Origin of the sequence: Psychrobacter sp. P11F6 (genome assembly GCF_001435295.1) — a bacterium.
Taxonomy (GTDB): domain Bacteria; phylum Pseudomonadota; class Gammaproteobacteria; order Pseudomonadales; family Moraxellaceae; genus Psychrobacter.
The window spans coordinates 60,768-80,545 of record NZ_CM003594.1; the positions used below are offsets into that span (position 1 = coordinate 60,768).

Below are 19,778 nucleotides of genomic sequence, written 5' to 3' on the forward strand. Positions count from 1 at the left end.
GATCATCAGTCTTGGCTATAGTTAAAATATTATAAATGGCGACGGCGTTAACCGTGCTTCATGTACCAAACGTACTATTGACGTCCGCTTGGCTTACCTCTACTTTATATTGCTTCAACCCTATATTCTGTCACAAAAACAGCATAGGTTCGCCAAATAGCAGCGTCGAAAACAAGCACTTATTGTAAAGTAAACACCGTATGATGACCAATAAAAAACGCCCAGTAAGTAGGCGTTATTAAAAGAATGGTTTGGCTCATTGAGCATCACTATATTCAGAGCACCTAAAATTTAGAGCCTCTAAATGTTTATGCCGCTATTTTATTATTTGCGCGACAGGGTATAGTCATTGTTAGGTTTTTTATGTTCATCCATTAAGACAAGATGATTGTCTTGAATATGATACGTTTCAATGTTTTTGTCTTCATAGACAATCGTAATCATATCATTGTCTTGACGATAAACACCCGGCTCAAACAGGGGTGCATTCGGCATTTCCGGGTTGTTATCTATACTGGTTTTTAGCACTGAACCATCAGCGAACAAATTCAATGTAATATCAGTGCTATCACAAGATTTACAGGGTACCATGCCACCATAATCGCCCATTAACGTGGCTTGTAACGTGCCCTTACGCGGCTCTGAGCGTGTCAGCGATTGATGGGGATATGCACCGTTACTCGATTGGGCAGCCGCAATCAGCGATTGTCCTTCTGACACTTTATCTAGCTCACTACCAGTATTTAAGAGATTGGTCTCTGTTAAGTCCTCTGCGCTAGCTTGTGCGCTGTTCTCTTCTACATGATCGATAGGGGCAATCTTAGTCGTCATACCTTTATCGCCGCTAGACGAGGTACTATCACAGCCGATGAGCAGCACACAGAGGGGCAGCGCTAGCAAACAACGACCACCGCGTTTGAGGATAGTTAGCGTGTTAGAACAAGTAGGCAAAAAATATATCATGGTCACACCAAAAAACAGTTTTTTAATAGTCATTCCAAATGATTATCGACACTATCGACAACTCAATACTTTGTCAAAAAGGAAAGATAATAGGAAGTATAAATGTTTAAATTAGAGTAGAAGACTACGAGACTACAAGTGCCATCTGAGGCTAGGCGGCAAGAAGAAGCTATCGGTAGCCTATCGCCAATCAGTCAACAGTGATGGATATTTAAAACGCTATTTTACCCATCAAAAGCAAATAAACTGTGTCAAGATATCAAAGGTTAAAGATATCTCTGTGGCCTTTTTGTTATGATAGGTTTAGCCATGAGCTAAGAATAATGGTTTAACATTGATAGATATGACGAACGAAAATTATCGGAGATATTTAATAGTGGTTCATTAAAGAACAGATGTTTATTAATAAACACACCTGTTCGTTTGGAAAAATGGATATAGTAAAAACAAAGGATATAGCAAAAAGCAACGTAGGGGCTAATTCGCTATCAAGCAAGGCGGCTAGGGGCAACAGGTCGTAAAATACGCCATAATATCAACCCGTGTACCACCAATAGCAGACTAAATAGAATCAAAGATTGTTCAGGAATGCTCAGTCCCATAAATGTCCACTCAACAGAGGCACATTCGCCAGAGCCCGCAAAAACTTCTTTAAATACTTGCAAAATCGGTAGCGTATCTAACCAATAATCCAGCCCCGGACCACAAGAAGGTACTTGGTCGGCAGGCAGATGCTGTAGCCAAACATGTCGTCCAGCCACGGCAGTCGCCCAGCCGATACCTGCTAAGCTACCAAGCCACAATACCAGTCTAACTGCCTTAGATTTAGGGTTGAATAATGCGGCTATCAAAGCAAAACTGCCCATGAGTATGAGGCCAATACGCTGAAAAATACACAGTGGGCAAGGCGAAAACCCCATATAGCGCTGTAAAAAAAACAGCGCAAAACTCATACCTATTACGGCTATTATCACCAAAAATATTTGCAAATTGCGGTAAGTGGTCAGCTTTAGCATCGGGCAGTTACTCTTATAAGGTAGATCATTTATACACGTTAAGTGACGGTCAGAGTTTAGTATTCAAAGCTTAGCGATATTGCTGTAAAAATTCCATAAAATCTTCAGTTTCGGCTTTTTCAATCTCAGCTTGCTGTAATATCGATTTTTCTGCCAACACTTCATATTTGGCTTGGGTGTTTGGGCTAAGCGTTTGCTGTAATAAAGACTCACGATGCTGCTGCGCCAAGGTAAAGCCAAGCTGCCATAAGCTGCCTAAACGCTGACTATCAGAGTTTACTTGTGCTGAAATAGTCGATTCTGAGTGCCCTGCTTTGCCTTGCATTAACGCGACTGCTGCACGGTAATCGTTGCCGCCATAATGCGCATCAAGTAGCGCGGCAAGTGGTTGCATACGTTCTAAATGCACCAGCATCCAGCTCTCAAGCAGTTGCTCTTCGCCGTTGTTTATAATGTGTAAGCCTTCGCGTCGACCTTCGTTTACCACGCGCTCAAGATTGATGGCTAAGGTTTCTTCTTCCTCAGGTAATAGATCAGGTGAGTCGCTCAGCAGACAGTACAGCGCCATGACCTCTAAGAAACAGGCGCTAGATAGACGAATACCGACATCGCTATAAGGATCCAGATCGATTGCACGGAACTCAACATAAGCGATACCGCGGCGCTCTAATGCTTCGGTCGGTGTCTCGCCGCTCATCGCGATTTGTTTGGGACGAATAGGGCTATAGTATTCGTTTTCTATTTGTAAAATATGATTGTTGATTTGGATAGGGTTGCCATCGGTATCATCTAAGCCAAGCTTGGCAAAGCTTTCGTGCGGAGTCTGAATCGCACGGCGCAGTCCATCGACATACTCTGGCAGATAGTTATAACGAATATCGAGCTGTTCTTGCACACTATTGGTATAACCGAGCTTGCCCATACGTAGGCTGGTGGCAGCAGGCTTATAATAAGTTGAGTCGTTCAGCAGCTCTAAATCATGCTCACGACCAGCTAAGAAACAAGGACAAACACTAGGGCTAGCACCCAGTAAATACAGTACCAAACTGGTCAGCCGCTTAAAGTTACGGATAAGCCCTAAGTATTTTTCGTTTTTAAATTCTGTCAGCGTTTGCGCTTGTGCAGCAGGCATTTCAGCTTGCCAGACTTCAAATAGTCCATCACCAAAAGACAAGTTATAATGTAAACCTGCAATCGTTTGCATGCGCCGACCATAGCGGATACCAAGCCCGCTACGGTATAGCGTCTTGAGCTTACCTGTATTAGAGCTGCCATAATCAGCCAGTGGGATGTCTTCATCATTCGATGACAGCATACAAGGCATAGACAGCGGCCACATCAGCTCACCTTCAGGCATGGCTTGATAGACCAATACATGCAACTGACGCAGCATGTTTAGCGTCTCTTTTGGTGAGGTTTTGGGGTCAGTAATTAGCTCAAGTAGGCTTTCTGAATAATCAGTTGTGATAAACGGATGGGTGAGCTTTGAGCCAAGTTTGGCTGGATGCGGTGTCTGAGCCAAGTAGCCATCGGGTCTTACGCGCAGCCCTTCTTTTTCGATACCGCGGAGCATGCCCGTTAAATGCTTGCTATCAAACCAATTAGGAATGTCAAAATTCACAAAGCTACTCGCAAAATTACTCATAATAGTCATCTATTGTTATTTATTATGGCGGCACAAAACACGACTGGCGTTTGACCATAATGAAGGTAAATATTGGATTAAGAATGCCGTCAGTTTAGCTCAAAGCTGCCCTGAAAACCACGGACAATTACAAATACGATAAGCTTTACAGGCGCTCATTCATCTTGATTTTAATAGGTATTTCAATAAAAAATTTTATGAACAGCGCGTTACTTTTTTCTAAAAAACGCATAAAACAAGAAGCATCTACCTACGAGATAGATGCTTCAAAAGTACGACGTTAAGCGGTTTATGATAGCGTTGACTAACGAGGAAGGTATCTTGATCAAAAGTCATGCGTCTTGCCAACTTAAATAGAGAAGGATGAGCCACAGCCACACGTGGTGGTGGCATTTGGATTGGTGACGATAAAGCGTGCGCCCTCTAACCCTTCAGTATAGTCAACGGTAGAGCCTTGTAAATACTGATAGCTTAGTGAATCGACGACCAAGGTTACATCGTCATTATCAAAATTGGCATCATCTTCATTGAGCTCATTGGCGAAGTTAAAGCCGTAAGAAAAACCTGAGCAGCCGCCGCCCGTCACATAGACACGTAACATCAGATCGCTGTCGCCTTCTTCTTCACGTAGACGTCGCACCTTTTGTGCAGCGCTATCGGTTAAGCTTAAAACAGTTGGGTCTACTGGCTGGCTGGCGCTTGGATTAAATTGGTTGGCTGATTCGTTCATATCTACCTCAGTTGCTAGGATCAAATGCGGTCGTCCAGTTAGGGTTTGCAATGAAATAGTTGCAAATAAAGATACGCACGGCGTTTGATTCAATTGGGTGCTGTTATTATGGCGCTGCTATTGGTATGACTAATGGCGCATTATAAATATGATATCTGTGTCATTACAACGATTTGGTTGATAATGGGCACTTATCTCATCGCAGTATATCATAATGGGGGTATTGATTCGTTTGTCAAGAGTGACGCTACTGGCTGAAGGTGGCTGATTGATACTAGTGGTTATTATCCCCATAAACTCATGCTAAGAGAAAGACTTTTTGTGCGAATAAACACTTGGTTTTGAAATAGTTATTTAATCGTTTGCCTATGGGGCAAGCGTTTGAAATAATAGCCGCCAGTTAACATGCCAGATGTGTGTTTTTTATTGCCTTATATTTTATATTACTGTTGAGTTGAAGAGATTATATGATCGAATTTAAAGACGTTGGTGTTCGCCGTGATGGTCGTGAGTTGTTTGCAGGGGCAAGCTTCCAGCTACATCCGGGCCACAAAGTTGGCTTGACGGGCAACAACGGCACCGGCAAATCTACCTTATTTGCCTTATTGTTGACGCGAATGGGCAGAGGAGATACCGAGGTCACGCTTGATAGAGGTGAAGTCAGTATTCCTGATAGCTGGCATGTGGCACACATGGCTCAGGAAGTTGGCGCTACGACGCAGTCTGCGATCGATTATGTATTGAGCGGTGATGAGCAGTGGTATGAGATTAATGCTTCTTTGAATGATTTGAGTAGCGTCAGTGATGATCAGATCGGGGTATTGCATCAGCAGTTCGATGAAATTGATGGCTATCGCACACCGACTAAAGCGGCACAAATCATGGCAGGTCTTGGTTTTAATACCAGCCAGCATGAATTGCCAGTAGAAGGGTTTTCGGGTGGTTGGCGCATGCGTTTGAATCTCGCCAAAACATTGATGAGCCGTGCGGACTTAATGTTACTCGATGAGCCGACCAACCATTTGGATTTGGATGCGATTCTGTGGCTTGAGACGTGGATCAATGCCTATACTGGTCTGGTCATCGTCATCTCGCATGACCAAGCCTTTTTGGATGCCACCGTTGGTCATATCTTGCATGTCGAACAACAAAAAATCACCCTTTATACCGGTAACTATCAGCAATTTATCCGCACCCGTCACGAGCGTATGGCGCAGCAGCAGCAAGCGTTTGAAAAACAAGAAGCGACTAAAGCACACTTGGATGACTTTATTCGTCGTTTCCGTGCTAAAGCCAGTAAAGCTAAGCAAGCACAAAGCCGTATCAAGCAGCTTGAGCGCATGGCTGAGCTGTCACCGATGATGGCGGACAACCCGTTCTCTTTCCGCTTTTATGAGCCAGCAAATATGAGCTCACCACTGATTGAGCTGACCAAAGCGGATATTGGCTATAGCGATACGCCACTTCTATATAATGCCAATGTGCAAGTAACGCCGGATACGCGTCTTGGCTTGCTAGGTATGAATGGCGCAGGTAAATCAACACTGATTAAAGCACTGGTCGGCGAGCTTGGCGTATTAACAGGGACGTATCGTGTTTCGGATACCCTAAAATTAGGCTACTTCAACCAGCATCAAATGGATATCTTGGATGCCAAAGCCACGCCGATAGAGATGTTGCGTCGTCTAGCCGGTAAAACCTCTGATGCGATGCTACGCTCATTTTTAGGCAGTTTTGACTTCCGCGGTGAGCGTATTGATACGCCGAGTGAGCTATTCTCTGGGGGCGAGCGTGCGCGTTTGACGCTGGCATTGATTGTTTGGCAACGTCCCAACGTTCTGGTACTCGATGAGCCGACCAACCATTTGGACTTACAAATGCGCCAAGCGTTGACCATCGCCTTGCAAGGATTTGAGGGGGCAGTGGTACTGGTTTCGCATGATCGTGAGTTGATTGCCAACGTCTGTGATGAGCTGTTTTTGGTACATGATGGTCAAATCGAGGAGTTCGATGGTGACATCAGCGACTACGGTAAGTGGTTGGCAGAGAAGCGTAAACAAGAGAACTCATCAGATAAAAGTACCAGTAAGAAGAAAAGTAAAAAAGAGAGTAAGAAATTCGTTTCACGTGAAACAGATAATGGTCAAGTGAATAATAAAGCACCTGATAATTCATCAAAAAGTAAAGCGACGACGCCTACGCTTAGTAAAGATGCGCAGCGCAAATTGGCGGCTGAACAACGCAAACTCACCGCGCCTATTCGCCGTGAGATAGAAGAGATAGAAAAAGCATTGGCTAAAATTGATGGACAGCTCGTGACGCTTGAAGAAAAACTGGCTGATACGGATTTGTACGAAGAAAGTCGCAAGTCTGATTTGCTGTTATTACTTAACGAGCAAACGGCATTGCAGCAGCAGCACAGTGACAATGAAGAAAAACTATTGCTTTTGATGACAACATTAGAAGAAATGGAAGCGGGTTTTGAGTAGAGAGCTGTTCGTTATAGTAAATAGCGGGTTTTGATTGTTTTTTAAGCTATTTTTACTTGATAAAGACAGTCACAAAAAAGGGAGAGCGCTGGCTCTCCCTTTTTTATTACGTTATTCCTTACGGTATTTACCATCACCATAAGACAGTATTTCCATCGTGGTCGTACATAACTGACAGTTTATTTGACCAGCAGCGGCTTTCGATAAATCCAAAATACGACCCCGAATGAAAGGGCCTCTATCGGTAATTTTTACGATTACACTCTGCTTTGTCTTCTTGTTGGTCACTTGTACCTTCGTACCAAACGGCAACGTGCGATGCGCAGCGGTCAAAGAGTTCATGTTGAAGATACTACCACTAGCAGTGCGTTTACCGTGGAACTGACTACCGTAATAACTGGTGTTTCCAGCAAAAACGGTGGTACTCAGCAATAGTGATAATGTGATAACCAAAGACTTGATTAAATAAGACATTTAATACCTTTAAGCAATTTATAAAATAGACAGATACACTTGCCTATGTTATTCATACTCCCTATGAGTACAAATAATATATTCATTTTACAACACATACTTTGTCATATTCTTACGGTTCTGTAAAAGAACTACCAAGGTCAAAACGCTCATTTAGGCACGCTAGCTAGTGAATACCAGTGATCTGTATGTAATTGTTTTAAATAATGATTTACATTGTTAATGGTATTTTTGGCTTGACACTCTATTTTTTCATTAGGGCGAGTGTTAAATTGATATAACGTCTGTGGTTATCAAAGAATAGTAATGTCAGAATCATAGAGAAATATGCCAATGCAGTGACAAAGGCGAATCATAATGTATTAAATGCTTCAAACAACTTAAACACTGCTGTTGTTCGGCACTATTACTGGTAATATTTGTATAACGGTATTGAATTTTTATATTACTATCATTATTAGATAGACTATCGTTACCACCTGTTATGTCGCAGTTGAATAAATTTCCGTACCATATCGTTTAAAATGGGCATACCAGTATCATTAACATGCTTTTATGTTGAGGACAAAAACATGGCAGAGAAAAATTACTATGACATTTTAGGGGTCAAAAAAGACGCGTCAGCTGCAGATATTAAAAAAAGATACCGTAAGCTTGTCCGTCAATATCACCCTGATGTGAGCGATGATCCAGATGCAGACAATAAGATTGCTGAGATTAATAATGCTTACGAAACCATTAGAGATAAAGAAAAGCGTGCCGAATACGACGCCATGCTAGACAATCCCTTTGCTGGTCAAAGTGGTGGTTTTGGTGGTCAATCTGCAAGTGGCGGGCAAGGCGGCTATCGCTGGGAAGATATCAAAGATCAGTTTGGTGAAGGCGAAGCTTATGGCGATGGTGGCTTCCGCTTCGATGACATCTTTTCGGCATTTGGTCGCGGTGCACGTGGTTCAGCGGGTGGACAATCGCAGCGTGGTGGTTTTGGCTCGCAAGATAGTAAAGGTCAAGATCAACATGCAGAGATTACGGTTGATTTGGCGTCCGTTTATAATGGCGACGACTACAGCATTAAGTTGAATGTCCCTATTCGTCAACCGAATGGCAGTGTCGAGTATGACAACAAAACGCTGAAAATTAAAATTCCTAAAGGCATCACTGATGGTAAGCAAATTCGCCTAGCAGGGCAAGGTGCCGCTGGTATTGGTGGCGGTAAAAATGGCGATTTATTTTTAAAAGTAAAAATCCGTCACGCAGACAATATCCGTATCGAAGGCGCTGATGTTTATCAAACCGTCAATATAGCGCCATGGGAAGCGGCGTTGGGTGAAAAAATCAACGTCAGTACGCCAGCTGGTACGCTTGCTGTGACTGTGCCTAAGAACAGTAAGTCTGGCAGCAATTTACGCCTAAAAGGTAAAGGTATCCCTGCTAAGCAAGCGGGTGATTTGTATCTAACCTTAAACATCGTGAACCCTGATATCAGCACTGAGGCCGCGACCCAAGCTTATGAGCAACTAAAACAAGCCTTTGCCGATATCAATATTAGTCGTTAATGGCCACCAAAAATTACTCACATTGAAACACTGTAATAGAGATGAAGACCATACGACAACGATGAAATAAAGAGCAAACGAGGATAATAGCTATGAAACACTCGCCTGAATTTACCGACATTATCATGAGCTTGGATGAGCTGGTATCTGCCTGTGGCCAAGAGCGCCAATGGGTCATCGAATTGATTGAAGAGGACATCATCGAATATGATGTGCCGGAACGTGAGCAGTTCACTGGTTATCAGCTGACGACAGTGCGGCGTGCCTCGCGCCTTAGCCGCGACTTTGAAGCCAGTGTTCCTGCGATTGGCTTGATACTTGAGTTATTGGATGAGCTCGAACAATTACGCCAATTTAAACGCCAATTAGACATGCAGACACCAGTGATTGAAATTGAAATCGATCCTTTAAAATAACTTATTTCCCCTTTATTCAGTACATAAAAAATCAGCACAAAAAAAGGGTCTCTAAAATGAGACCCTTTTTTTGCAAATAATATATTTAGCGTTTAACGCGCATATTTTGGATCAGCTGCTGCGGTAAACAGTACATCCGTTGAAGAGTTCAACGCCGTTTCTGCTGAATCCTGTATCACACCAATGATAAAGCCAATCGCAACCACTTGCATGGCGATATCATTTGGAATGCTAAATAAGCTTGCTGCCAATGGAATTAAGAGTAATGAACCACCAGCGACACCAGAGGCACCGCAGGCACTAATGGTTGCAACCAAACTGAGTAGCAGTGCTGAGGCAAAGGTCACTTCAATACCGAGTGTATGCGCGGCTGCAAGCGTTAAGACGTTAATCGTAATCGCCGCGCCGGCCATATTAATGGTCGCACCCAGTGGAATCGTTACCGAATAAGTATCTTCGTGTAGACCCAGTTTGCGGGCAAGGTTCATATTGACGGGAATGTTAGCAGCCGAGCTACGCGTAAAGAATGCGGTAATCCCTGACTCACGCAAGCATTTGAATACTAGCGGATAAGGGTTTTTGCCCGTTTTGATCAGTACAATAATAGGATTGGCAATCAAAGCGATAAATAACATACAACCGACCAGTACCATCAAGATACGCGCATAACCTGCCAAAGCCGCAAAGCCTGTTTCAGCGACGGTGTTGGCGACCAAACCCAAGATACCAAAAGGTGCTAGGGCAATGACCCACTTCACCACTTGGGAGATGGCGTCAGAAAAATCACCGACCACAGCGCGTGTGGTATCACTGGCTTGGCGCAGTGCGAAACCGATGATAATTGCCCACGCTAAAATACCAATATAGTTGGCTTCAGCGATGGCATTAACAGGATTGGCAACCAGATTTAGTAGTAGGTTGGTCAGTACTTCTTTGAGGTTGGCTGGTGGGACTTGCTCAATTGTGGCGTTGACCAATACCAGTTCTGTCGGGAATAAAAAGCTCGCGCCAACAGCAGTCAGTGCGGCTAAAAAAGTGCCAAACATATACATGATAAGCACAGGCTTGACGTAAACCTCATTACCGCTGCGATGTTGGCTAATGGCCGCCATGACCAACACAAATACCAGTATTGGTGCAACGGCTTTTAGTGCTCCTACAAATAAGGTACCCAACAATCCTAAGGCAATACCGATATCTGGTGCCAACCAACCTATCAATACTCCCGCTATCAAACCGATAATAATAAGTGGTACTAGACCAATGCGCTTATACATCGCAAAAAATGAATACATCCTTACCCCGACAATCTAATGAATAATAAAAGAGATCAAGCCATTTTATGTTTTTTGCTTTACTAGTCTCATACTCATATACAGGTAAGATTCGTAAAACAGAATAAAAATGGGTAAATTATAACTAAAAAAAGGGCAGTTAAGCCCTTTTTTATTTTTATACCTATCAATTTAAGATGATTGGTTTGTTATGGTCGTCTTAAACATGGTCTGTTGAATATTCACAAATAGGCACTGTCAGTGCCATGGTCGTCTTTAACAGACCCAACATTAGCGTGCATATTTTGGATCAGCAGCGGCAGTAAATAAGACGTCTGTTGATGAGTTCAATGCGGTCTCTGCGGAGTCTTGCAGCACACTAATAATAAAGCCAATAGCCACCACTTGTAGCGCAATATCATCAGGAATATTGAATAAACTGGCCGCCAAAGGAATGAGTAGTAATGAGCCACCAGCGACGCCAGAGGTACCGCCAGCACTGATTGTAGCGACTATACTTAGCAGTAATGCTGAGCCAAAGGTCACTTCAATACCGAGTGTATTCGCGGCTGCAAGGGTTAACACATTAATAGTAATAGCGGCACCTGCCATATTAATAGTGGCGCCTAATGGCAGGGTGACTGAATAAGTATTTTCATGTAACCCTAATTTGCTGGCAAGGTTCATATTGATAGGAATGTTGGCAGCAGAGCTACGGGTAAAAAACGCAGTAATACCAGATTCACGTAAGCAGGTGAATACCAGTGGATAAGGGTTTTTACCCGTTTTGAAATATACGAGGAGAGGGTTCGTCACCAAAGCAATAAACAACATGCAGCCTATCAATACTAGCAAAATTCGTGCATAGCCCAATAACGCAGCAAAGCCAGTATCAGCGACGGTATTGGCGACTAATCCCAAAATGCCAAAAGGTGCTAGCGAGATGACCCATTTGACTACTTTTGAGATGGCATCTGCAACGTCATTGACAGTGCTGCGAGTCGTCTCGCCAGCTTGTCGTAGCGCAATGCCAATAATAACGGCCCAAGCTAATATACCGATATAATTAGCATTGGCTAGTGCAGCAACTGGATTGGCGACGAGACTGAGTAATAAATTATTCAATACTTCTTTTAAGTTTGCTGGCGGTACTTGCTCGATGGTCGCATTCACTAACGTCAATTCGGTTGGGAATAAAAAGCTGGCACCAACAGCGACCAAAGCGGCTATAAAAGTGCCTATCAGATATAAAAACAGCACTGGTTTTACATAGACCTTATTCCCGCTACGATGTTGACAGATAGCTGCCATCACTAAGAAAAACACCAATATAGGGGCAACGGCTTTTAGGGCACCTACGAACAGAGTCCCCAAAATCCCTAAGGCAATACCCACACTTGGCGCCAGCCATCCTATCAAAGTACCTAGTACTAAACCGATAACAATCAGCGTTACCAATCCGATTCGTTGGTACATCGCTATTAATGAATGCATTTTTACCCCTTTAGTCCATTTGGAAATAAATATTAGCTTAACAATCGTTAGCTTAACAACCGAAGGATGTTAGCATTTTTTGTGATGAGCGCCTACTGACAGATTTTATGAAGCAGTAGGCAATAACTTACTTATAAGCCTCTAAGGATTTTAAAATTCAAAATTTAAGCATAAAAAAACGCCATGACTGGCGTTTGATTTTGTAATAGAAAACTAAACTTTGAAATGGGTAAGCTCATAGCCGAGTTGCTGGTAGTGCTTATATTTAGCGCGGCCTGCCTCAGTGCTGACCGTATCAGGTTTGATAAGCTCTAGAATACGAGTTGGCAATGTATTGCTGGTAGCATTTATAAAGTCATTAACGGGACGTATCGTAGTATTGAGTACGATCCCTTTAAAATCGGTTGGCATATAGCTGGCAAGCAACACTGGTGCTAATAATTGATTATTAATATCAGTATTAGTATTAGCAACATCCATATCAGCGCCTTCTGTATTAGAATATAAAAGGCGTTGATGTGGTATAAAGCTCGTATCGTCTTGTGCCCAAAGCGCTTTATCAAGCTCACCAATTAACGTTTCATCCTCAGCAAGGATTAATAACGATTGGTTGCTCTTGTTGAGCGCCGTCTGGGTCAGCTGACAAATAAAGCCCAAGAAATCTTGAGCTTTATTCTCAGTTAATACATAGAAGCTAACTTTCATAGAGTGGTTTTCATTGAGTAATGATTCATCAATAGATTATGCCATATTTGAGCTATTTTTTAGGTATTGCATGAATAATGGCACAGGACGACCAGTCGCGGCTTTGTCTTGACCTGAAATCCATGCCGTACCAGCGATGTCTAAATGCGCCCATGCTTGACCTTCTTCGATGAAGCGCGATAAGAAACAGGCAGCAGTCACAGCGCCCGCACCTTTACCACCGATATTTTGAATATCAGCGATAGGCGAGTCAATCTGCGCTTGATATTCGTCATCCATCGGCATGTGCCAGATTAGGTCGCCCGATAAGTTACTGGCGTTTTCTAAGTCAAACAACACATCTTCGTCATTACTAAAGACTGCCGAGCGTACATGACCCAACGCAACCACACAAGCACCAGTCAAGGTTGCGACATCAATGATAGCTTTTGGCTGATAATACTTTTGTACGTAGCATAAGGTATCGCACAATACTAAACGACCTTCAGCATCGGTATTTAGGATTTCAACGGACTTACCGTTCATTGCTATGATAATATCGCCTGGACGCGTTGCCTCTCCTGATGGCATATTTTCAGCACAAGCTAGTGCACCGACGACATTGATAGGTAGACGCGCTTCACATAGTGCTTTTAGGGTACCAAGTACCGCAGCAGAACCGCCCATATCAAATTTCATCTCATCCATCGCCGCACCCGGCTTGATTGAGATACCACCTGAATCGAAGGTAACACCTTTACCGACTAAGACGATAGGCGCGTCATTATTTACAGCATTGGCATTGTCTTCGCTATTCTGTTCAGCATTTTTAGCGGCTTTTTTGCTAGCAGCTTTGGTTGGTAATTTATCAGCCAAGGCTTTTAGACCGCCAGCTACTTTTGCGCTGTTGGTAGTGGCTTTGCTAGTATCGGCATCAGCATTGACGCTAAAGTTAGACTTGCCACGATACTCCATCAGTACCAGCTTACCTTCTTTGGTAGAGCCTTGCGCGACCGATAAGAAGCAGTTCATACCCAGTGCTGACATCTCGTCTTCGCCAAGTACCGTTACTTTTAGTAGGTCAGGATAAGTGGCTGCCAACTCCTGTGCTTGCTCAGCCATATACGCTGGGAAACAGATATTACCTGGCTCATTGGCGACATCACGGGTCAAGCTTTGACCAGTAAAGACCGCTTGTGCAAAGTCTAACGAATCTTCTAAAGACGACTCTGCCAGTAAGTAGATGTCCGTTAAAACAGGTGTTTGCTGCTCAGATTTGTACTTGTCAAAACGATAGCTTGCTGCCAGTAGGCTCAGCGCAAATTGACTAAACTGGTTTTCCTCTAAGCTGTCGCCCAGCGCCACAGTGATAGAGTCGACGCGTTTTTGGGTGCTCTTATAAATGGTATTGGTAATTTTTTCTAGAACGCTATGACGCAATTTATCAACATTACCCACACCGACCAATAATAGCTGTACTGGATTTTCTTTGGTGGTTTTCTTATCACCCGCTAGCGCATAGTCAGCAACTGTTTCACAAGCTTTGCCGTTAAAGTGTGATACTTCAATTAATTGCTCAATACGGGTTTGATAATCGCTCAATACTGACTCAGCTAAGATATTTTTCTTATCATCGATCAAAACGACAAGGCAGGCCGCGTCTTTACTTTTGGCTTCTTTTTTGAGGATTTTTTGCGTATGGGTTTTTGGCAGTGTTTGGGTTAATTTAATATTCATATATTTATCCTTATTGGGGTTATGACATTATAGTTATGACGTTAGCGCTATGAAAATGGCAGATTTTTTAATTGCTGATACCTGTTAAATTATCAGATTGTTTGGCCAATCAAGCAATCGCAATAGTGTAGCATATTGCGAGGTGAGTGCGCAGTGAGCAAGGTTTAGGTCATGGGTTCGAACCGCTTATTAGCTATTAACTAACTCATCGGTTGCTACTAAAGCGGCAAATCTATCTTGCAGTGCTGCCATGGCGGTAGCATGCATGGTATCAGCGCTGATTTTCTCTTTTTTATAGTCAGGCAGGTCGCGAGTGGCACAAGCATCATGGCAAACAAAACTGTCAAAGCCTAAATCAAAGGCGGCTCTCACGCTTGAGCTAACACACATATGACTCATAAAACCTGCAAAAATAATTTGCTGTTTTTGCGCAGCTGAAATAAGTGCTTGCAGCTGGGTATCATGGAACGCATTGGGATTTTTTTTGACGATGACGGTTTCGCCATCCTTTGGTTGTAATTCAGCGATAATCTCGACGTTAGATGATAAAGGATCAAAAACGTTGCCATTATCTGCGCCGTGATGGGCGATATGGAATATCGGAGCGTTCTGTATACGAGCTTTATCTAGCAATAGTCGCGCATTTGCAATGGCATTCGTACCAGCTTGCCCCAATGGCATCGCACCATCGACATATTCGTTTTGATAGTCAATAAAAACTACGGCGCAATTTGACCAATCGAGCGTATCAAATTGACCACCAGCGATTTCAAGTAAAGTAGAAGGGGTAGAACCGAGTTTATTTGTCATTAATATTCTCCATTGGGCGAGCTAATTAGGAATTCTTAGTTTTCTCAGTTTAACAAGTAATCTTAATGGTGCGAGGGCAGTGATACGAATGACACACAAAGGTTTCCAAATGACATCAAGTAAAAATATCATGCAAAGACTTAATAAAAAGGCTTCTTAGATAAGACAAACTAATGAGTTAAGTTCTCATTATTCTTTTCATATCTTATCTATTATTGGTGAGCCATACAGCGTTATAGCAAGATAGACGCAATGTTTGCGAACACATTTCACAGCCATTTTTGAGCAAAATATGCTAGGATTAGCGGTTATCTTTATCGCTAATTTTTACAGCATGTCGTTAACCCGTCTCGCAGATATTTTCATATCTTTTGCCGTTGCTTTTAGGGCTGTTTAAGTATCTGATTGAGCAGCACGGTCTTGTATTTCTATTGTTCAGTTATCGGTATCAGCTATTGTATTTAGAGCGGTCCATAATTGTCAGTGTTTGCCACTAAAGCTGCGATAAATCGTGCGACTATCAACCTTTTTAAAAGAGTACCCATTGTGATATTACGCCGCTATATGACTCAACAAGTTGCCTCAACGACCGCATTGGTTTTGGGGTTTTTAGTGGTGATGATGCTGGGTGGTCGTTTGATCCGTTACTTTGGGATTGCCGCAGAAGGCAATTTAGATATCAGCTTATTATTTACCATCATTGGTTATAATTTGCCGTACTTTTTAGAGCTTATCCTGCCATTAGCATTTTTTATCGCTCTCATGCTGGTATTCGGGCGGCTGTATGTTGATCAAGAAATGGCGGTGATTAATGCCAGTGGGGTGTCGCGTGGTAAACTTGCCCGTTTGATGACGCCTTTAATATTGGCATTGTTCGTTGGGGAAGCGGCTTTATCTATCGTTGGTAAACCGTGGGGCGTACGCTCATCGGAAAGTGTCTGGCAACAGCAGGCATTGACCAGCGCTTTTGATTTAATTCGTCCCAATGAATTTATTAGTAGTGGCAATTATCATTTGTATGTGGGCAGCTTGAGTGATGATAAAAAGCAATTGCAAGATGTGATATTGATTCAATCTGAGCCTGAAAAAAAGGGCGGTGCAGCAAAAAATAGTACTGCTAAAGAGGCTGCCGTCGATGTTAAAAATACCATCAATCCAGAAACGGCTGAGCAATTAAATATTTCAGACATACCAAATATGCCAACGGCGATTACTAATAATACCAACATCAGCAAAGATACTATCACGTTGGCTAAGCGTGCCGAGCAAGTAGACACGGGTAATAGCGGTGTGACCCAATTGGACTTGTTCCAAGGGCGGCGTTATGAAGTCGGTGCTGGCAGTCTGAAATACAATCAAGTGGGCTTTGATCGTTACCGCATTACTTTGACAGAATCCTCAAAAGAAGTTATCACCGAAGATAATATCGAAACGCAAGCGATTGGACCATTATGGCAAGCCGCGACGGGTGGTACGGCAAGTAGTGGCAACTCGCTGCGTGTGGCACAAAGTGAGCTTGGCTATCGTTTGGCATTGCCGTGGTTAATGATCATTGCACCAATGCTCGCTGTACCACTGGCGCAAGTACGTCCGCGTCAAGGTCGCTGGTTGCGCCTATTCCCTTCTATTTTATTGTTTGTCAGCTGTGCGCTGGGTATTATTTCACTCAAAAATGCTGTTAGCAAAGGCAGCGTAAGCGTCTGGGCATATGCGTGGCTCATTTTAGGATTTATGGCATTGGCACTCTATATGAATTGGGGCAGCCGTGTGCAGCATCGATTACGCTTTCGCAAACCGAAGAACACGCCTTTAACGGTTGCCGATCATCAGAGCAGTGGCTCACAAGGAGGGCAGTCCTAATGAGTGTCTTATCTTCTAAACCATCTAATCCTGACTCGCAAAACGCTCATGCTAAGTACGCTCGCAAACCTGCCAAGCTAAAAGTGCTGAGCCGTTACGTCAAACTGAACGCTTTGCTCGCAATCGTCGGAGCTGTCATAGGCTTGTGGGCATTACAGCTGGTATTCTCTTATTTGTCTGAGCTGGATTCGTTAGATGATAGCTATACGATGGGCGAGGCGATTAAGTATATTTTTTATCGCTCGCCTTATTTTTTAGAGCAATTTATTCCCACTGGCGCATTGCTAGGTGCAGTGGTTGGCTTGGGCTTGCTTGCCAATAAAAGTGAGCTGGTCGTGATGCGTGCCGCTGGCGTCAGCGTTTATCGTATCGTCGGTTGGGTATTGCAGCCTGCTTTGATTTTTGTGTTGCTCGCATTGATTATCAATCAGTTCGTGCTGCCGCACTCTAATCAATTGGCAAAAGAAATCAACGACGAAGACAGCAGTTCATTGGTCACCTCGGTACGCGGTTATTGGACGTTGCAGCCACGCTTTGAGAGTACAAAAGACGGCAGTGCCAAGCCAGATGGTAGCGATATTTTATATATCGATTATGCCGATGTACAAGGTAATATCGGTGAAGTTAAACGCTGGCATTTAGACAATAATGGCAATCTGCAAACGGCCATTCACGCTGAGGGTGGTAAATATATTGGTCGTGAACCTGTTAATCCTGCCAGCAGCAAACCGAGCGAGCAATATCGCTATGAGTGGCAGCTGAACAACATGACCAAGCTGATGATTAACCAAGGCTTTGAGAGTAGCCAAGCCATCTCACCGTCAGATACCTTAAGCCTGCCCTTTGCCCCTGAATCGGTATATCTGCTTACCCGTAAGGCAGAGGATTTATCATTGACTCAGCTGTATGAGCATCGTCAATTTATGCGCCAACAAGGCACACGCTCGTTAAGTCATGAGCTGGCTTTTTGGCAAAAACTGCTCTCACCGCTATCGATTTTATCGCTGGTGATTGTTGCCTGCTCATTCGTCTTTGGCTCACTGCGGACGCATAGCTTAGGCTTGCGTATCGTCGTAGCATTATTGTTTGGCTTGCTGTTTAGTTATGTGCAAGACTTGGTTGGCTTTGTCTCATTGGCGACTGGATTTTCGCCATTATTAATGGTGATATTACCGATTATCGCCAGTGCGATATTGGGTGGCTATTTGCTTAAACGGCAGATGTAATTTTAGAAATTTAGCCATAAAAAAAGCCCGCTAGATCATGACGATTTAGCGGGCTTTTTGTTTACGCAGCTTTTAATACATAAGCTTTTAAAGCTTAGTCTTTGGTCGCCATGGTAATGGTATAAGTTTTACCTTGTTTGATCTTTTCGCTGTTGCCAAACACTTCGGTAAACGAGCGCTTCATAAACTGACGCAAGCCATTGATCGTCACCACGTAAAAACGCCCACCTTTACGCATGCGTGCATAAGCATCGAGGAAATACAGATAATGCTGCTCCTTACCTACTTTGGCTGGTAAGTTCGACATCACAAGGCTAAAGTCTTTGTCTTTTGCTACGTGATTGAAGCCATTTGATAAATGCACATCGACGTTTTTTAGACCGTTTTTCTCACAATTTAGGCGGGCATATTCGACTGCCATAAAATCTTTATCAATCAAAGTATGCAGGCCGTTTGGACATTCACGCGCTGCCGTCATACCGAGTACGCCATAGCCACAGCCCAAATCAATCGAATCGTCATCCGCTTCAAAATCAATATAATCAAGCAGCATCAAGCTACCATCATCAAGCTTTTGCGGTGAAAAAATGCCCCACGTGGTCGAAAAATCAAATGGCTTACCCAGTACGTCTTGGCGAAAATTAATGTCTTCGCGCCAATGTTGGGCGTTTTTTAATAGGTCAGCAGGTGGTCTATGGCTCATGAGGTTCTCGGATAATAGATAAGTAAAAGGTGGTGCGGTGCTCAATCATGCAGAGTGCACATCATAAGTGTATTGTAACGAGAAAAGGGCAGGTTTGCAGCTATCTATTTCTAGAACTGCATTTTGCTATATCGCAAAAATTTTTAAGAAAAAATGCTAGAGATAAGAGGTATCGCTTAAGATAGAATCAAATTTAACCTGATAGTCTCTAAGTATTATTTATGCCAGACATTATATTCGTATCTAAAGTCGACTTCTGGATCGCGTTGATTTTATGGGTCGGTAGTTTATCATTTATCCTCATTCCATTATGGGAATGGCGCTGGGGCAAAAGTAATTCACGTATGCGAAACATACTGCTAATGGTTATCCTACTGCCTTTTGCAGTACTGATGCTTATGCCTTTTTTTGGTACTAAATACACTCTAACTGATAGCCAGCTATATGTTGATAGTGGCCTGTCTACTCAAACCATTGAGCTGGCAGATATCATACATATTACGCCAACTCGAAGCATGACATCTGCGCCAGCACTATCATTGGATAGATTTAAAATAGAATATCGGACAAAGAAGTATTGATATCACCGAAAGATAGAGCAAGTTTTTATCAAGAGATACAAGCACGTAATCCTAAAATAGTGATAGATGAAGAAAAAGAGTAGGCCGACTATGGTAAGTGGATTAACTAAAATTTTTTGC

General features: G+C 43.1%; 17 protein-coding genes. 6 read left to right on the top strand and 11 right to left on the bottom strand.

Annotated elements, in window-relative coordinates:
* Positions 1 to 324 precede the first annotated feature (324 nt).
* The 4 genes from AK822_RS00265 to erpA all read right to left on the bottom strand — a co-directional run bounded on the left by AK822_RS00265 (position 325) and on the right by erpA (position 4,354).
* Complete coding sequence (locus tag AK822_RS00265; RefSeq protein WP_060492120.1) at positions 325 to 963, bottom strand: copper resistance protein NlpE N-terminal domain-containing protein; 639 nt, start codon at positions 961 to 963, stop codon at positions 325 to 327.
* Positions 964 to 1,451: 488 nt separating this feature from the next.
* A complete protein-coding gene (locus AK822_RS00270; RefSeq protein ID WP_060490152.1) occupies positions 1,452 to 1,979 on the bottom strand; it encodes a disulfide bond formation protein B in 528 nt (175 codons plus the stop codon).
* 70 nt (positions 1,980 to 2,049) lie between these two features.
* Positions 2,050 to 3,624 carry a glutamate--cysteine ligase gene (gene gshA / locus AK822_RS00275; protein ID WP_087945514.1) on the bottom strand — a complete coding sequence of 525 codons (1,575 nt, stop codon included), beginning with the start codon at positions 3,622 to 3,624 and terminating at the stop codon, positions 2,050 to 2,052.
* A gap of 349 nt (positions 3,625 to 3,973) precedes the next feature.
* Entirely contained in the window at positions 3,974 to 4,354 is a 381-nt protein-coding gene (erpA, locus tag AK822_RS00280; protein ID WP_045443732.1) for an iron-sulfur cluster insertion protein ErpA, read from the bottom strand.
* Positions 4,355 to 4,821: 467 nt separating this feature from the next.
* Here erpA and AK822_RS00285 point away from each other — a divergent pair, with 467 nt between their 5' ends.
* Complete coding sequence (locus tag AK822_RS00285; protein WP_060490154.1) at positions 4,822 to 6,843, top strand: ABC-F family ATP-binding cassette domain-containing protein; 2,022 nt, start codon at positions 4,822 to 4,824, stop codon at positions 6,841 to 6,843.
* A gap of 111 nt (positions 6,844 to 6,954) precedes the next feature.
* Here AK822_RS00285 and AK822_RS00290 read toward each other — a convergent pair whose 3' ends face one another.
* Positions 6,955 to 7,317: a septal ring lytic transglycosylase RlpA family protein gene (locus AK822_RS00290; protein ID WP_045442968.1), complete on the bottom strand. Its 363-nt coding sequence runs from the start codon at positions 7,315 to 7,317 to the stop codon at positions 6,955 to 6,957.
* 572 nt (positions 7,318 to 7,889) lie between these two features.
* On the opposite strand from AK822_RS00290, the gene AK822_RS00295 reads away from it, so the two are divergent.
* Positions 7,890 to 8,873 carry a DnaJ C-terminal domain-containing protein gene (locus AK822_RS00295; RefSeq protein ID WP_045442971.1) on the top strand — a complete coding sequence of 328 codons (984 nt, stop codon included), beginning with the start codon at positions 7,890 to 7,892 and terminating at the stop codon, positions 8,871 to 8,873.
* A 92-nt stretch (positions 8,874 to 8,965) separates the two neighbouring features.
* Positions 8,966 to 9,289 carry a chaperone modulator CbpM gene (locus AK822_RS00300; protein WP_060490155.1) on the top strand — a complete coding sequence of 108 codons (324 nt, stop codon included), beginning with the start codon at positions 8,966 to 8,968 and terminating at the stop codon, positions 9,287 to 9,289.
* Between the two features lie 92 nt (positions 9,290 to 9,381).
* On the opposite strand, the gene sstT (AK822_RS00305) is transcribed toward AK822_RS00300, so the two are convergent.
* From sstT (AK822_RS00305) to AK822_RS00325, 5 genes are all read right to left on the bottom strand, one after another.
* Positions 9,382 to 10,584, bottom strand: a complete 1,203-nt coding sequence (sstT, locus tag AK822_RS00305) for a serine/threonine transporter SstT (protein ID WP_060490156.1) — start codon at positions 10,582 to 10,584, stop codon at positions 9,382 to 9,384.
* 270 nt (positions 10,585 to 10,854) lie between these two features.
* The gene (gene sstT / locus AK822_RS00310) at positions 10,855 to 12,057 is read right to left on the bottom strand and encodes a serine/threonine transporter SstT (protein ID WP_060490157.1); all 1,203 of its coding nucleotides are present in this window, start codon (positions 12,055 to 12,057) and stop codon (positions 10,855 to 10,857) included.
* Between the two features lie 213 nt (positions 12,058 to 12,270).
* Entirely contained in the window at positions 12,271 to 12,762 is a 492-nt protein-coding gene (locus AK822_RS00315; RefSeq protein ID WP_060490158.1) for a DNA polymerase III subunit chi, read from the bottom strand.
* 36 nt (positions 12,763 to 12,798) lie between these two features.
* The gene (locus tag AK822_RS00320; protein ID WP_060490159.1) at positions 12,799 to 14,478 is read right to left on the bottom strand and encodes a leucyl aminopeptidase; all 1,680 of its coding nucleotides are present in this window, start codon (positions 14,476 to 14,478) and stop codon (positions 12,799 to 12,801) included.
* 189 nt (positions 14,479 to 14,667) lie between these two features.
* Positions 14,668 to 15,288, bottom strand: a complete 621-nt coding sequence (locus AK822_RS00325) for a cysteine hydrolase family protein (protein WP_060490160.1) — start codon at positions 15,286 to 15,288, stop codon at positions 14,668 to 14,670.
* A 564-nt stretch (positions 15,289 to 15,852) separates the two neighbouring features.
* On the opposite strand from AK822_RS00325, the gene AK822_RS00330 reads away from it, so the two are divergent.
* Both AK822_RS00330 and lptG read left to right on the top strand, forming a co-directional pair.
* Positions 15,853 to 17,148 (top strand): LPS export ABC transporter permease LptF, encoded by a 1,296-nt coding sequence (locus AK822_RS00330; protein ID WP_060492121.1) that lies wholly within the window; start codon positions 15,853 to 15,855, stop codon positions 17,146 to 17,148.
* Entirely contained in the window at positions 17,148 to 18,374 is a 1,227-nt protein-coding gene (gene lptG / locus AK822_RS00335) for an LPS export ABC transporter permease LptG (RefSeq protein ID WP_060490161.1), read from the top strand. The genes AK822_RS00330 and lptG overlap by 1 nt, the downstream gene beginning before the upstream one ends.
* A gap of 94 nt (positions 18,375 to 18,468) precedes the next feature.
* Here the strand turns inward: lptG and AK822_RS00340 are convergent, their stop codons facing one another.
* Positions 18,469 to 19,077 (bottom strand): class I SAM-dependent methyltransferase, encoded by a 609-nt coding sequence (locus AK822_RS00340; protein WP_045442989.1) that lies wholly within the window; start codon positions 19,075 to 19,077, stop codon positions 18,469 to 18,471.
* Positions 19,078 to 19,298: 221 nt separating this feature from the next.
* Between AK822_RS00340 and AK822_RS00345 the strand changes: the two genes are divergently transcribed.
* A complete protein-coding gene (locus AK822_RS00345; protein ID WP_060490162.1) occupies positions 19,299 to 19,658 on the top strand; it encodes a PH domain-containing protein in 360 nt (119 codons plus the stop codon).
* Positions 19,659 to 19,778: the final 120 nt, after the last annotated feature.